The organism is Duganella sp. S19_KUP01_CR8 (assembly GCF_036688705.1).
Classification (GTDB): domain Bacteria; phylum Pseudomonadota; class Gammaproteobacteria; order Burkholderiales; family Burkholderiaceae_D; genus Rugamonas.
In genome coordinates, this window is record NZ_JAQQPR010000007.1 from 31,102 (window position 1) to 45,317 (window position 14,216).

A 14,216-nucleotide genomic window follows, 5' to 3' on the forward strand; every position below is an offset into this window, starting at 1 on the left:
TTCTTGCTTCTGAATGGAGAGTATCGATGCGCACATCCCAGTTTTCGCCCGCTCCGCTGGCCGCCGCCGTCAGCCTGGCCCTGTCCGCCGTCCTGCCGCTGGCGCAGGCCGACACCATCATCGACCACGCCAACGGCTATACGCTGAACGCGGCCGGCACCTTGCAGCGATTCAGTTCGCTGGCCTTCGATGACCTGGGCCGCATCGTCGCGGTGGGCAGCGAGCGCGAAACGGCGATCCGGCTGCCGAAGGCGGAGCACATCGACGCCCAGGGCAAGACCCTGCTGCCAGGCCTGATCGACGCCCACGGCCACGTGTTCGAGCTGGGCGAGATCGCCTCCGGCGTGGAGCTGTTCAGCGCCATCTCGCTGGGCGGGGCGGTGCGCGCGGTGGCGGAGTTCAGCCGCACGCACCCGAAGAACGCCTGGGTGGTGGGCTTCGGCTGGAACCAGGAAGTGTGGAAGCTGGGCCGCTTCCCGACCGCCGCCGAGCTGGATGCGGTGGTGGGCGACCGGCCGGTGCTGCTGCACCGGGTCGACGGCCACGCCACCTGGGTCAACACCAAGGCGCTGGAAATGGCCGGCATCACCAGGGATACGCCGGACCCGAAGGGCGGCAAGATCGAGCGTGACGCCTCCGGCAAGCCTAGCGGCGTGCTGGTGGACGCGGCGATGGAGCTGGTCGACAAGGTGGTGCCGCTGGCCACGCCCAACGAGGCGCGCGCCCGGCTGGACAACGCGCTGGCGGCGCTGGCCAAGGCCGGCCTGACCAGCGTGCACGACGCCGGCATCAAGGTGGTGCAGGACGACCTGTATCGCGACTACGCCGACCACGGCAAGCTGACCACCCGCGTGTACGCGATGATCGGCGACACCGCGGCCGATTTCGACGAGCTGTCCAAGGAAGGCCCGCTCAAATCCTATGGCAACGATGTGTATGCGCTGGCCGCCGTCAAGCTGTACTCGGACGGCGCGCTGGGCAGCCGCGGCGCGGCCTTGCTGGCGCCGTACAGCGACATGCCGTCGACCCGGGGCCTGCTGTTCTATCCGAACGCCGAGATGCTGGCCAAGATGAACAAGGCCATGAAGGCCGGCTACCAGGTCAACGTGCACGCCATCGGCGACGCCGGCAACCGCCAGATCCTCGACGCCTACGCGCAGCTGATCCCGAAATATAACAACGTCGAGCTGCGCCACCGCGTCGAGCATGCGCAGGTGGTGGCGCTGGAGGACATCCCGCGCTTCAAGGCGCTGGGCATCATCCCGTCGATGCAGCCGACGCATGCGACCTCGGACCAGAACATGGCCGAGCAGCGTGTGGGGCACGAGCGCATCAAGGGCGCGTATGCGTGGCGCACCTTCCTCGACCAGGGCTCGCGGATCGCCTGCGGTTCGGACTTCCCGGTGGAGTCGCCGAATCCGTTCGAGGGGCTGCATGCGGCGGTCACGCGGCAGAACAACGCCGGCGTGCCGGCCGGCGGCTGGTACAAGAACCAGGCGATGACGCTGACCGAAGCGTTCCGCTGCTTCACGCTGGACGCGGCCTATGCGGCGCACCAGGAAAACGTCATCGGCTCGCTGGAGCCGGGCAAGTGGGCCGACTTCATCCTGATCGACCGCGACCTGTTCAAAGTGCCGGCCGAGCAGATCGGCAAGACCCAGGTGCTGCAGACCTGGATGGGCGGCAAGCGGGTGTATAAAAAGGACAAGCGCCCGGATTAAGCACCGCTGCGCTTTAATTTAGTCGCTTCAATTCCGCATAGAAGTTCTCATGCGAACCCAAGTTCAGGAGGACTACCGAAATCGGCTGAAATTTGGTGGGGCGCAGCTGATACGCGAGCAGAATCTCCTGCTTGTTAATCTTGAACTTGTGCACAAAAATCCCGGCAAGATCACCTTTCTTCTCTTCCCCGATGGTTGGCGCGTTGGCAATAGCCTTCACTGCTTTGTCTACGATGGTCTTGTCCTTGGCGTGGAGTTTTTTGACGGCCTTTGCAAAAGTTGGGGTAACAAGGACGTCAAGCACCGTTATGCCCCGAACTGGTATGGCGTGAGCATTTCGGCCTTGGCCTCTTGCGCGGCAAGCAGAGTATCTTTGATGAACTGGAGCGGCAAGTCGGGGTTTTCATCGACAGCCTTTCCTAGCCGCGCCCAGTACTCGATCTGCTTGGGAACAGAGCGGTGTTCGGCAGCAGCGTGTGGCTTAGCCATTTCAACCAGTTCGTCCGATAATTTCAAGGAAGTCGCCATCATGTCACCTCTAAGTAGTAGGTGTTAACCTGCCACTTATTGCTACCTTTTGCAACCATTTTGACGTGAGATCACCTCTGAAAAATATTCGGCGTCGCCTGGCGAATGCTGGCAACATATCTAGAGCATATTTGACAGGTGCGGGAATGGATCGTTCCCTCAGTCCGCTTAAAAACTGATTGACTTGGTTGTATATACAACTTATCCTTTAAGGATGCGCTGGCTGTGCGCGCGTTGTTGCGCGCCTGGCCGGTCCCACTCACTCAGGAGCAGGAGCCACCATGACGACCCATTTAGACAGCGATCCACGTTTTGACGCCAGCCGCGAAATCCGCGCCCCCCGCGGACCGGAGCGTACCTGTAAAAACTGGGGCGCCGAGGCGGCCTACCGCATGATCCAGAATAATCTGGACAAGGAAGTGGCGGAAAACCCGAAACACCTGGTGGTCTACGGCGGCATCGGCCGCGCGGCCCGCAACTGGGAATGCTACGACCAGATCCTGGCCTCGCTGCGCGAGCTGGAAGACAATCAAACCCTGCTGATCCAGTCCGGCAAGCCGGTCGGCGTGTTCCAGACCCACGAAGACGCGCCGCGCGTGCTGATCGCGAATTCGAATCTGGTGCCGAAATGGGCCAACTGGGAACACTTCAATGAACTGGACCGCAAAGGCCTGTTCATGTACGGCCAGATGACGGCCGGTTCGTGGATCTACATCGGCACCCAGGGCATCGTGCAGGGCACCTTCGAGACCTTCGCCGAAGCGGGCCGCCAGCATTTCGGCGGCGACCTCAAAGGCCGCTGGGTATTGACCGCAGGCCTGGGCGGCATGGGCGGCGCGCAGCCGCTGGCTGCGACCATGGCCGGCGCCGTGTCGCTGACCATCGAGTGCCAGCAGAGCAGCATCGACTTCCGCCTGCGCACCCGCTACCTCGACAAGCAGGCCGCCAGCATCGACGAGGCGCTGGAAATGATCAAACTGCACAAGGCCAATGGCGACGCCATCTCCATCGGCCTGCTGGGCAACGCGGCCGACGTGCTGCCGGAACTGGTACGCCGCGCGAAAGCCGGCGGCGTGGTACCGGACATCGTCACCGACCAGACCTCCGCGCATGACCTGATCAACGGCTACCTGCCGCAGGGCTGGACCGTCGAGCAGTGGAAGGCCGCGCAGCACGACGCCGCGCGCCACGAAGCACTGAAGGCCGCCGCCACCGAAGGTTGCGCCGTCCACGTGCAGGCGATGCTGGACTTCCAGACGCTGGGCGCCAAGGTCGTCGACTACGGCAACAACATCCGCCAGGTGGCGTTCGACCACGGCGTCAAGAACGCCTTCGATTTCCCTGGCTTCGTGCCGGCCTATATCCGCCCGCAGTTCTGCGAAGGCCGCGGCCCGTTCCGCTGGGTGGCGCTGTCCGGCGATCCGGAAGACATCTACAAGACCGACGCCAAGATCAAGGAGCTGTTCCCGCACCACGCCAACGTGCACCGCTGGCTGGACATGGCGCGCGAACGCATCGCCTTCCAGGGCCTGCCGGCGCGTATCTGCTGGCTGGGCCTGGGCGAGCGCCACATCGCCGGTCTGGCCTTCAACGAAATGGTGCGCAACGGCGAGCTGAAAGCGCCGGTCGTCATCGGCCGCGACCATCTGGACACCGGCTCCGTCGCCAGCCCTAACCGCGAAACCGAAAGCATGAAGGACGGCACCGACGCCGTCTCCGACTGGCCGCTGCTGAACGCGCTGCTCAACACCGCCGGCGGCGCGACCTGGGTGTCGCTGCACCACGGCGGCGGCGTGGGCATGGGCTACTCGCAGCACTCCGGCGTGGTGATCGTGGCCGACGGCACCGATGCCGCCGCCAAGCGCCTGGCGCGCGTGCTGGTCAACGACAGCGGCTCGGGCGTGATGCGTCACGCCGATGCGGGATACGAGACTGCGGTCGCCTGCGCCAAGCGCAACGGCCTCAATCTGCCAATGATTAAATAATTCGAGAGTACCTATGAAACCAAATGCACTGACCCTGAAACCAGGCGCGATGACCCTGACCGAACTGCGCGCCGTGTGGAGCGCCGCCGGTCCGCTGGCGCTGGCCGCCGAAGCCTATCCGATCATCGAAGCATCCGCCGCCGCCGTGCGCGCCATCGTCGCCAAGGGTGACGCCGCCTACGGCATCAACACCGGCTTCGGCCTGCTGGCCAAGACCCGCATCCCGGACGACAAGCTGGAACAGCTGCAACGCAACCTGATCCTGTCGCACTCGGTCGGCACCGGCGACCTGCTGTCGGACTCCGTCTGCCGCCTGATCCTGCTGATGAAAATCGGCAGCCTGGCGCGCGGCTACTCCGGCGTGCGTCCGCTGATCATCGACACGCTGATCGCGCTGTACAACGCCGGCATCATGCCGGCCATTCCGGCCAAGGGTTCGGTCGGCGCCTCGGGCGACCTGGCGCCGCTGTCGCACATGACGCTGGCGATGCTGGGCGTGGGCGACGTCCGCGTCAACGGTGAAATCATGCCGGCCGCCGACGCACTGAAAGCCGCCAACATCGCGCCGGTGGTGCTGGCCGCGAAAGAAGGCCTGGCGCTGATCAACGGCACCCAGGTGTCGACCGCGCTGGCGCTGCATGGCCTGTTCATGGCCGAGCGCCTGCTGGAAGCGGGCATGGTGTCCGGCGCGCTGTCGCTGGACGCGGCCAAGGGTTCCGATTCGCCGTTCGACGCCCGCGTGCACGAAGTGCGCGGCCAGCCGGGCCAGATCGCCGCCGCCTCGATCTATCGCCAACTGGTGAGCAACAGCGCGATCCGCGCCTCGCACCTGGTCGGCGACGAGCGCGTGCAGGACCCGTACTGCCTGCGCTGTCAGCCGCAAGTGATGGGTGCCTGCTGGGACATCATCGGCAACGCCGCCCGCACGCTGCTGATCGAAGCCAACGCCGTGACCGACAATCCGCTGCTGTTCAAGGACGGCGAACTGTCGGTGGTGGTCTCGGGCGGTAACTTCCACGCCGAGCCGGTGGCCTTCGCCGCCGACACGCTGGCGCTGGCGATCGCCGAAATCGGCGCCATTTCCGAACGCCGCATCGCGCTGCTGATCGACGCCACCTTGTCCGGCCTGCCGCCGTTCCTGGTGCGCGATCCGGGCGTGAACTCGGGCTTCATGATCGCCCACGTGACCGCCGCCGCGCTGGCGTCGGAGAACAAGTCGCTGGCCCATCCGGGCAGCGTCGATTCGATCCCGACCTCGGCCAACCAGGAAGACCACGTCAGCATGGCCACCTACGCCGCGCGCCGACTGGACGACATGGCGCACAACACCGCCGTCATCATCGGCATCGAGCTGCTGGCCGCGGCGCAGGGCATCGACTTCCACCGTCCGCTGAAAACCTCGCCGCACCTGGAGCACGTGCATGCGCAGCTGCGCCAGAAGGTGCCGTTCTTCGACGCCGACCGCTTCTTCGCGCCGGATATCGAAGCGGCCAAGGGCATGGTCATGCGCGGCGAGTTGAGCGCGTCGTGCCAGAGCCTGTTCACGCCGCTGCACCCTTAAGAGGAGGCGTCATGGACTATCAGTTCAAAGCAGGCAGTATTCCCTTGCTGGTGTCCATGCCGCACGTGGGCACCGATATTCCCGACGACGTGGCGGCGGCGATGACGCCGGCCGCCGTCGACAAGCAGGATACGGACTGGCACCTGGTGCGCCTGTACGAGTTCCTCGGCGAGATGGGGGCGTCGACATTGTCGGCGCGCTGGTCGCGCTACGTCATCGATTTGAACCGTCCGCCGGAAAACACCAACCTGTATCCGGGCCAGGATACGACCGGCCTGTGCCCGGTCGACACCTTCCATCGCGAGCCGCTGTACCGCGACGGCCATACGCCGAGCGAGGCCGAAGTGCAGCGCCGCCTGGCCGCCTACTGGAAGCCGTATCACGATCAACTGCGCGCGGAGCTGGACCGGCTGCTGGCGCTGCACGGCCGCGTGGTGCTGTGGGACGCGCATTCGATCGCATCGGTGGTGCCGCGCTTCTTCGAGGGCAAGCTGCCGGACCTGAACTTCGGCACGGCCGACGGCAAGAGCTGCGCGCCGGGCCTGAGCGACGCCATCGTGGCGCGCGCGCTGGCGCAGGATCAGTTCAGCGTGGCGGTCAACGGCCGCTTCAAGGGCGGGCATATCACCCGCCACTACGGCCAGCCGGCCAACAATGTGCACGCGATCCAGCTGGAGATGTGCCAGTCGACTTACATGGATGAGCAAGCGCCGTACGGCTATCGCGCGGACCGCGCGCAGCAGGTACAAGGCGTGTTGCAGAAAATGACGCAGGCCGCAGCCGATTGGGGGCGTGCATGAACCGGCTGTTCGCGCGCAACGCGCTGCTGCCGGAAGGCTGGCGCAAGGATGTGCTGGTCGAGTGGGATGCGAACGGCACCATCGTCCGCGTCGATGCCGGCGTGGTTGCGCCGGCCGGCGCGCAGCTGATCGCGCCGGTGGTGGAGTACGCGCTGCCGGGCATGATCAACCTGCATTCGCACAGCTTCCAGCGGGCGTTGGGCGGCCGCACGGAAAAGGCCGGCGAAACCAAGGACAGTTTCTGGACCTGGCGCGACCTGATGTACCGCTTCGCGCGCAACATCACGCCCGAGCACATCGAGGCCATCGCGGCTCAGCTGTTTTCGGAATGCCTGCGCCACGGCTACACGTCGATGTGCGAGTTCCATTACGTGCAGCGCGCGCCGGACGGCGCCATGTATCCGCGCCCGGCGGAAACGGCGGAGCGTGTCGTCGCCGCCGCACGTTTGGCGGGAATCGGCATCACCATGCTGCCAGTGTTGTATAGTTATTCCGGCTTCGGCGAAAGCGCCTTGAAGCCGGAGCAAAAGCGCTTCAAGACCGATCCGCAGGATGTGTTGCGGGTGATCGAGGCGCTGGAGCCCCTGCGCGATGCGCAAACCGAAGTGGGCGTGGCGCCGCATTCGCTGCGCGCGGCCTCGGTGGCGCAGATTAACGAGGTGCTGGTGACGCTGCCGGACGACCGTCCGGTGCACATCCACATCGCGGAACAGAAGCAGGAAGTGCAGCAGTCGCTGGACTGGAGCGGACGCCGCCCCGTGCAGTGGCTGCTGGACCAGGTGGAAGTCGATCAACGCTGGTGCCTGATCCACGCGACGCACTTGATGCGCGACGAGGTGGACAACATAGCGCAGAGCGGCGCCGTGGCGGGGCTGTGTCCGACCACGGAGGCCAACCTGGGCGACGGCCTGTTCCCGCTGGAGGACTTTTTGGCGGCGGGCGGACGATTCGGCATCGGCAGCGACAGCCATATTTCGCAAAGCGCGGTGGAAGAACTGCGCTGGCTGGAATACGGCCAGCGCCTGCAACACCAGCGCCGCAATATCGCGGTGTCGGCCGGGCAGCGCAATGTCGGCGACTTCCTGTGGCAGGGCGCCTTGCAGGGCGGCGCGCAGGCCAGCGGACGGCAGGTGGGCGCGTTGGCGCCGGGCCGCCGCGCCGATATGATCGTGCTGGATGACCAGCACCCGAATCTGTATGGATTGGCGCTGGACGAGGTGCTCGGCAGCTTCGTCTTCTGCGGTAATGACAATCTGGTCAAGGACGTCATGGTCGGCGGCCAGTGGGTAGTACGCAATCAGCAGCACGTTGCGCAGCAGGCGATCGCTGCGCGCTTCAAGCAGACCTTGGCCGAACTGAGGGAGTTCCGATGACCCAGCTAATCCAGTATGCAAGCCTGCGGCCCGCGCCGTGGAAGAACGGCGGCGGCAGCACGACGGAAATCGCCATCTCGCCCGCCGGCTCCGGCTTCGATGAATTCGACTGGCGCGTCAGCCTGGCGACCATTTCGCAGAGCGGGCCTTTCTCCAGCTTCCCCGGCATTGATCGTTCACTGGCGCTGGTCGACGGCGACGGCGTGCTGCTCGATTTCGGCGACGAGCGTTTTGTGCTCAGCCCCAGCGAGCCGCTGATCGAATTCGACGGCGAGGCGGCGGTGCACGCCACCGTCACCGGCAGCCTGACCACCGACTTCAATGTGATGACGCGGCGCGGCCGCTGCCGCCACCGGCTGGAGTCGTGCGAGGTCAGCGGCGCCGAGCGGCTCAAGCGCCGCAGCGGCACCACGCTGCTGTTCCTGGCCGACGGCGAGAGCCTGACGGTGAGCAGCGCGCGCGAACGCATCGCCATGGTGCGCTACGACGTGCTGGTGCTGGAGGCCGAAGAGGAATGGTCGATGGAAGCGCAACGCGCGACGGTGTTCGTGGTCGACATCATCAACAATTAAAGAAAGTACCAAGCATGTGGGATGTGTTGTTTACGAACGTGCATTTGGCCACGATGGCCGATGGCTACGGTGAAATCCGCGATGCGGCCATCGCCGTCAAGGACGGCAAGATCGCCTGGCTGGGGCCCCAGGCAGAGATGCCGCCGGGCGTGCTGGCCACCACCGTGCACGATGGCGGCGGCTGCTGGCTGACGCCGGGCCTGATCGACTGCCACACCCACATCGTCCACGCCGGCAACCGCAGCGATGAATTCGAGGCGCGCCTCAACGGCGCCACCTACGAGGACATAGCCCGCGCCGGCGGCGGCATCATGTCCACCGTGCGCGCCACCCGCGCCGCGTCCGAGGACGAGCTGCTGCGGCAAAGCCTGCCGCGCGTGTGCAGCCTGCTGGCCGAAGGCGTGACCACGCTGGAAATCAAGTCGGGCTACGGCCTGACGCTGGAGTCGGAAGCGAACATGCTGCGCGTGGCGCGCCGCATCGGCCGCGAGCTGCCGGTCAGCGTCGCCGCCACCTTCCTCGGCGCGCACGCCTTGCCGCCGGAGTTCGCCGGCCGCGCCGACGACTACATCACCGAAGTGTGCGCGATGATCGCGCCGCTGGCCGCCGAAGGGCTGGTCGACGCGGTGGACGCCTTCTGCGAACGGATCGGCTTCTCGCATGAGCAGACGGAGCGCGTGTTCCAGGCTGCGCGCGCGCAGGGCTTGCCGGTCAAGCTGCATGCGGAGCAGCTGTCCGACCAGCGCGGCGCCGAGCTGGTGGCGCGCCACCACGGCCTGTCCGCCGACCATCTGGAACACCTGACCGACGCCGGCATCGCGGCGATGGCCGCCGCCGGCACGGTGGCGGTGCTGCTGCCCGGCGCCTACTACTTCCTGCGCGACACCACGCCGCCGCCGGTGGCCGCCATGCGCGCCGCCGGCGTGGCGATGGCCGTCGCCACCGACTGCAATCCCGGCACCTCGCCGATGACCTCCCTGCTGCTGGCGATGAATATGGTCTGCACCCTGTGGCGCCTGACGCCATTGGAGGCGCTGGCCGGCTGCACCGTGCACGCGGCCCGCGCGCTGGGCCGCGAACAGCAGATCGGCAGCCTGGAAGTGGGCAAGCGCGCCGACTTCGCGCTGTGGCGCATCGCCCGTCCGGCCGACCTGTCCTACGCCATCGGCCTCAATCCCTGCCGGGGCGTGGTCAATGCGGGGGTGTTGCGTTCGCCGCAGGTTTAGAGTGCCGCCTCGGGAAATTCTGTTTCGTTAGTTATTGTTTCGGTTACAGTACCGGGATGCCTCTTCTAACGTAACAGGATATCCATGTTTGCCTTGAACTCTCTCCGCGCCGCCGTCTTGCTGACGCTCGGCGCGCAGGCGCTGGCCCAGGAGCCGGTGCCGCCCACGCCCGTCCCCCACACACCAGAAGCCCCCGTCGCCGCCAGCGCGCCTGTGCCGCCGGCCGCCAACCTGGCCGCCGCAGTGGCGGCGGCCGCTGCGCCGAAGCCTTACGCGGAGGTGGTGCGCGGCGCCGCCCATGTGCAGGGCTTCCTGAACCTGTTCCAGAAAGAGGAAAAAGTCTGGATCGAGCTGCGGCCCGACCAGTTCGACCGTCCGATCTTCATGACCGTGAACATGCCGAACGGGATAGGCGAGCGCGGTATCTACGGCAGCCAGATGGGACTGAGCCAGGTGGTGGTGTTCCACCGCATCGGCAACCTGGTGCAGATGATCGCCAAGAACACCGACTACGGCGCCAAGGCCGGCACGCCGCAGGCGCTGGCGGTGTCGCAGGCGTTCTCGGACAGCCTGCTGGCGATCGCGCCGGTGGCCAGCGGTCCGCATCCGCAGAGCCACGCCATCCTGGTGGAGGCGAACATCCTGCTGTTCGGCGATATCCCTAGTTTCACGACCCGGCTGGAAACGGCCTTCCGCATGCCGTATGCGATGGACGCGCGCAACAGCAGCTTCCAGACCATTCGCTCCGACGAGTCCATGACCGGCTTCCAGGTCAACGCCCACTTCTTCGTGCCGCGCATCGCGGCGCCGCCGCTGGTGCCGCCGACCACGCCGGTGGCGGTCCCCATGCCGCCGACCACGCTGCCGGACCCGCGCAGCATGTTCCTCGGCTTCTACTACAGCTTCATGCCGCTGCCGGCACAGCCCATGCATGGCCGCCTTGCGGACGACCGCATCGGCCACTTCGTCAGCACCATGCATGACTATTCGGACGACGTGACGCCGACGACGGCCGTGCATGTGATCGAACGCTGGCGCCTGGAGAAGCAGGATCCGGCGCAGGCGCTGTCGGAACCCAAGCAGCCCATCGTCTACTGGCTCGACGCGAACATCCCCGAGAAGTACCGCGAGTCGGTAAAGCAGGGCATCCTGGCCTGGAACGAGGCGTTTGAACGCATCGGTTTCAAGAACGCCATCGTGGTCAAGCAGCAGAGCGAGAAGGACCGCTTCGATACGATGGATGCGCGGCATGCGTCGGTGCGCTGGTTCGTCGGCAGCGATGTAGGCTTCGCCATCGGGCCGCGCCAGGTCGATCCGCGCAGCGGTGAGATCCTCGATGCGGACATCGGCATGTCCGACATCTTCGCGCGCGGCGCGCGCCGCATGATCGGCGAGGACAGCATGCCGCTGCAGGAAGCGCGCTGCGACTACCTGCTGGAATCGGCGTCCGAGATGGGCTTCGCCATGGGCCTGCTGGAGGCGCGCGGCGAACTGGAAATGGGCAGCCCGGAGGCGGACGCGGTGGCGCAAGCCTATGTGCGTTCGGTGGTGATGCACGAGATCGGGCACACGCTGGGCTTGCGGCACAACTTCCGCTCGTCGACCATCTACAGCATGAAGCAGTTGCAGGACCCGGAGTTCACCAAGAAGAACGGCCTGGCCGGTTCGGTGATGGACTACACGCCGTTCAACCTGTCGCTGAAGGGCGAGAAGCAGGGCGAGTACGTGGCGTCGACGCTGGGGCCCTACGATTACTGGGCCATCGAATACGCCTACAAGCCTATCGAACCGGCGCAGGAGAAGGAAGAACTGGCGAAGATCGCCGCGCGCTCAAATGAGCCGCTGCTGGCTTTCGGCACCGACCAGGACGCGGGCGGTTTCAATTCCGATCCCGACGTCAACGTGTTCGACCTGGGCAGCGATCCGCTGGCTTACTTTCAGCGCCGCCTGACGATCTCTCGCGAGCTGTGGGACCGTCTGCAAAACCGCACGCTGAAACCGGGCGAGAGCTATGACACGCTGCGCCGCAGTTTCGACTACGGCTTCCAGCAGTTTGCGCGCACCATGCCGGTGGTGGTCAAGTACGTCGGCGGCGTGACCTATCTGCGCGACCACGCCGGCACCGGCCGCGCCACCTTCACGCCGGTGCCGCTGCCGCGCCAGCGGGCCGCCTTGCAGATGCTGACCACCAGCCTGTTCAAGTCGGACAGCTTCCAGTTCTCGCCGGCGATGATCAGCCGCCTGGGATCGGATCATTTTGAACCGCGTGGACGGGCCGACGTGTCGGTCAGCGGACGCGTGCTGTCCTTGCAGTCCGGCGCGCTGGACCAGCTGATGTCCGATGTGGTGGCGATACGCCTGCTCGATTCTCAGGAAAAACTGGACGACCGCAAGCAGGCGCTCAGCCTCGACGAGTTGTACACCACCGTGCAGGACGCGGTATGGAGCGAGCTGAAAACCGGCAAGGACATCAACGGCATGCGCCGCAATCTGCAACGCGAGCATCTGAAGCGGCTGACCGCGATCCTGCTGCGCTCCTCGCCGATCACTCCGGCCGATGCGCGCAGCCTGCAACGCGAGAATGCGCTGGCGCTGCAACGCGATATCCGCGGCGCGATGGCAAAGCCGATGAGCCGCGAGGCCAAGGCGCACCTGTCGGAGTCGTATGAAACGCTGAGCCAGGCCTTGAAGGCAGCCATGTTGCGCGCGGGCGCTTGATGGTAAAAGTACGATTGCTAGTTTGCCTGGCCCTGTTGTTGGCCGGCGCGGCGTGCGCCGCGCCGGCCGATACGCTGCATGTGGGTTCGAAGCGCTTCACCGAATCCTATATTCTTGGCGAGGTGCTGGCGCAGACCGCAGCGCAGGCGGCACCGGCGACCAAGGTCGAGCACCTTCAAGGCCTGGGCAATACCGCCATCGTGCTGGCGGCCTTGCAGGCCGGCCGCATCGACGTCTATCCCGAGTACCTCGGCACCATCGACCTGGAAATCCTCAAGCACACGCAGGCCGCGCCGCTGGAGCAGATCCGCCGCGAACTGGCGCCGCTGGGACTGGGCGTGGCGGCGCCGCTGGGCTTCAACAACACCTACGCGCTGGCGATGCGCGGCGGGCCGGATGGGTTGACGAAACTCAGCGAGCTGGCCGCGCAACCGCGCTTGCGCTTTGGCCTGTCGCATGAATTCATCGGCCGCGCCGACGGCTGGCCGGGCCTGGCCAAGCGCTACGGCCTGCCGCAGCAGCCGGAAGGCCTGGACCACGGCATCGCCTACGAGGCGTTGATGCAGCGCCAGGTCGACGTGATCGACATCTACTCCACCGACGCCAAGATCCGCCAGTACGGCCTGCGCGTGCTGGAGGACGACCGCGCCTACTTCCCGCGCTACGACGCGGTGCTGCTGTACCGGCTCGATGCGGCCCAGCGCTTCCCGGCCGCGTGGAAGGCGATCACGCAGCTGGAGGGCCGCATCAGCGCGGCCGACATGATCGCGATGAACGCCGCCGCCGAAATCGACGGCCAGAATTTCGCCAACGTGGCGCGCGACTGGCTGGCCGCGCACAAGCCGCTGGCCGCCGGCGCGCCGTCCGCCGATGCCGGCAAGGCAGTGCAAGCGCCGCCGGTTCGCGATGGGCTGCTGGCCAAGATCTTCGACAAGAACCTGTGGCCGCTGACGCGCCAGCATGTGACGCTGGTACTGGTGGCGGTGCTGCTGGCATGCGTGGTCGGCATTCCGCTGGGCGTGCTGGCGGCGGCGTTGCCGCGCCTGCGGCAGGTGGTGCTGGGGTTGACGGGCGTGCTGCAAACGGTGCCGTCGCTGGCCCTGCTGGCGTTGCTGATACCCTTGCTGGGCATGATAGGCACGGCGCCGGCATTGGTGGCGCTGGTGGTGTATGCGCTGCTGCCCATCGTGCGCAACACCTGCACCGGTTTGTTGCAGGTGCCGGCCGGCTTGCGGCTGGCGGCGCAGGCGCTGGGCTTGCGGCCGATGCAGCGGCTGCTGCATGTCGAGCTGCCGCTGGCCCTGCCGGTGATCCTGGCCGGCGTGAAAACGGCGGCGGTGATGAGCGTGGGGACGGCGACCATCGCCGCCTTCATTGGCGCCGGTGGCTACGGCGAACGCATCACCATCGGCCTGGCGCTGAACGATAACGCCATGCTGCTGGCCGGGGCGATACCGGCGGCGCTGCTGGCGCTGCTGACGCAGGCCGCGTTCGAGTTGCTGGAGCGGCTGGCCAGCCGGGGCCGGGCCGCGTCACAGCGAGTGTAGCTTGGAGCGCAGCATCACCATTTCCTTGTGCAGCAGGCGCTCGGCGAGGAAATCGTTCTCGCGCTGGGCGGCGATGGCTTCCAGCGCCTGCGTATGGCGTTCCAGCCTGGAGCGTAGCCAGGCTTTGTAGACGGCGGTGGCCAGGGGCGGCAATTTGAGCATGACTGTCTCCTGCGATAGGTTCG

General features: G+C 66.2%; 12 protein-coding genes. 9 read left to right on the top strand and 3 right to left on the bottom strand.

Going from position 1 to position 14,216, the window contains the following annotated elements; all coding sequences use genetic code 11:
- Window positions 1-26 precede the first annotated feature (26 nt).
- A complete protein-coding gene (locus V6M89_RS08875) occupies window positions 27-1,721 on the top strand; it encodes an amidohydrolase (protein WP_332852848.1) in 1,695 nt (564 codons plus the stop codon).
- 13 nt (window positions 1,722-1,734) lie between these two features.
- Here the strand turns inward: V6M89_RS08875 and V6M89_RS08880 are convergent, their stop codons facing one another.
- Both V6M89_RS08880 and V6M89_RS08885 read right to left on the bottom strand, forming a co-directional pair.
- Window positions 1,735-2,025 (bottom strand): type II toxin-antitoxin system RelE/ParE family toxin, encoded by a 291-nt coding sequence (locus V6M89_RS08880; protein WP_332852849.1) that lies wholly within the window; start codon window positions 2,023-2,025, stop codon window positions 1,735-1,737.
- A 2-nt stretch (window positions 2,026-2,027) separates the two neighbouring features.
- Window positions 2,028-2,252, bottom strand: a complete 225-nt coding sequence (locus V6M89_RS08885) for a TA system antitoxin ParD family protein (RefSeq protein WP_442881960.1) — start codon at window positions 2,250-2,252, stop codon at window positions 2,028-2,030.
- A 278-nt stretch (window positions 2,253-2,530) separates the two neighbouring features.
- Here V6M89_RS08885 and hutU point away from each other — a divergent pair, with 278 nt between their 5' ends.
- From hutU to V6M89_RS08925, 8 genes are all read left to right on the top strand, one after another.
- A complete protein-coding gene (hutU, locus tag V6M89_RS08890; protein ID WP_332852850.1) occupies window positions 2,531-4,234 on the top strand; it encodes a urocanate hydratase in 1,704 nt (567 codons plus the stop codon).
- A 13-nt stretch (window positions 4,235-4,247) separates the two neighbouring features.
- On the top strand, window positions 4,248-5,795 hold the full coding sequence (gene hutH / locus V6M89_RS08895) for a histidine ammonia-lyase (RefSeq protein WP_332852851.1): 1,548 nt from the start codon (window positions 4,248-4,250) through the stop codon (window positions 5,793-5,795).
- An 11-nt stretch (window positions 5,796-5,806) separates the two neighbouring features.
- Window positions 5,807-6,595: an N-formylglutamate deformylase gene (gene hutG, locus V6M89_RS08900; protein WP_332852852.1), complete on the top strand. Its 789-nt coding sequence runs from the start codon at window positions 5,807-5,809 to the stop codon at window positions 6,593-6,595.
- A complete protein-coding gene (locus V6M89_RS08905) occupies window positions 6,592-7,968 on the top strand; it encodes a formimidoylglutamate deiminase (RefSeq protein WP_332852853.1) in 1,377 nt (458 codons plus the stop codon). Before hutG ends, V6M89_RS08905 begins: the two co-directional genes overlap by 4 nt.
- Window positions 7,965-8,540, top strand: coding sequence for a HutD/Ves family protein (locus V6M89_RS08910; RefSeq protein WP_332852854.1), 576 nt, complete (start codon window positions 7,965-7,967; stop codon window positions 8,538-8,540). The genes V6M89_RS08905 and V6M89_RS08910 overlap by 4 nt, the downstream gene beginning before the upstream one ends.
- A 14-nt stretch (window positions 8,541-8,554) precedes the next feature.
- Window positions 8,555-9,766, top strand: a complete 1,212-nt coding sequence (hutI, locus tag V6M89_RS08915) for an imidazolonepropionase (protein WP_332852855.1) — start codon at window positions 8,555-8,557, stop codon at window positions 9,764-9,766.
- 84 nt (window positions 9,767-9,850) lie between these two features.
- On the top strand, window positions 9,851-12,484 hold the full coding sequence (locus V6M89_RS08920; protein ID WP_332852856.1) for a zinc-dependent metalloprotease: 2,634 nt from the start codon (window positions 9,851-9,853) through the stop codon (window positions 12,482-12,484).
- Complete coding sequence (locus V6M89_RS08925; RefSeq protein ID WP_332852857.1) at window positions 12,484-14,031, top strand: glycine betaine ABC transporter substrate-binding protein; 1,548 nt, start codon at window positions 12,484-12,486, stop codon at window positions 14,029-14,031. Before V6M89_RS08920 ends, V6M89_RS08925 begins: the two co-directional genes overlap by 1 nt.
- Here the strand turns inward: V6M89_RS08925 and V6M89_RS08930 are convergent.
- Window positions 14,017-14,193: a hypothetical protein gene (locus V6M89_RS08930; RefSeq protein WP_332852858.1), complete on the bottom strand. Its 177-nt coding sequence runs from the start codon at window positions 14,191-14,193 to the stop codon at window positions 14,017-14,019. The genes V6M89_RS08925 and V6M89_RS08930 overlap by 15 nt on opposite strands.
- Window positions 14,194-14,216 lie beyond the last annotated feature (23 nt).

Bases quoted from the DNA above. Each gene is read 5' to 3' on its own strand.
- V6M89_RS08925 (WP_332852857.1), top strand. From the start codon at position 12,484: ATGGTAAAAGTACGATTGCTAGTTTGCCTGGCCCTGTTGTTGGCCGGC.
- V6M89_RS08905 (WP_332852853.1), top strand. From the start codon at position 6,592: ATGAACCGGCTGTTCGCGCGCAACGCGCTGCTGCCGGAAGGCTGGCGC.
- V6M89_RS08930 (WP_332852858.1), bottom strand. From the start codon at position 14,193: ATGCTCAAATTGCCGCCCCTGGCCACCGCCGTCTACAAAGCCTGGCTA.
- V6M89_RS08920 (WP_332852856.1), top strand. From the start codon at position 9,851: ATGTTTGCCTTGAACTCTCTCCGCGCCGCCGTCTTGCTGACGCTCGGC.
- hutG (WP_332852852.1), top strand. From the start codon at position 5,807: ATGGACTATCAGTTCAAAGCAGGCAGTATTCCCTTGCTGGTGTCCATG.
- hutU (WP_332852850.1), top strand. From the start codon at position 2,531: ATGACGACCCATTTAGACAGCGATCCACGTTTTGACGCCAGCCGCGAA.
- hutI (WP_332852855.1), top strand. From the start codon at position 8,555: ATGTGGGATGTGTTGTTTACGAACGTGCATTTGGCCACGATGGCCGAT.
- hutH (WP_332852851.1), top strand. From the start codon at position 4,248: ATGAAACCAAATGCACTGACCCTGAAACCAGGCGCGATGACCCTGACC.
- V6M89_RS08910 (WP_332852854.1), top strand. From the start codon at position 7,965: ATGACCCAGCTAATCCAGTATGCAAGCCTGCGGCCCGCGCCGTGGAAG.
- V6M89_RS08875 (WP_332852848.1), top strand. From the start codon at position 27: ATGCGCACATCCCAGTTTTCGCCCGCTCCGCTGGCCGCCGCCGTCAGC.
- V6M89_RS08885 (WP_442881960.1), bottom strand. From the start codon at position 2,252: ATGATGGCGACTTCCTTGAAATTATCGGACGAACTGGTTGAAATGGCT.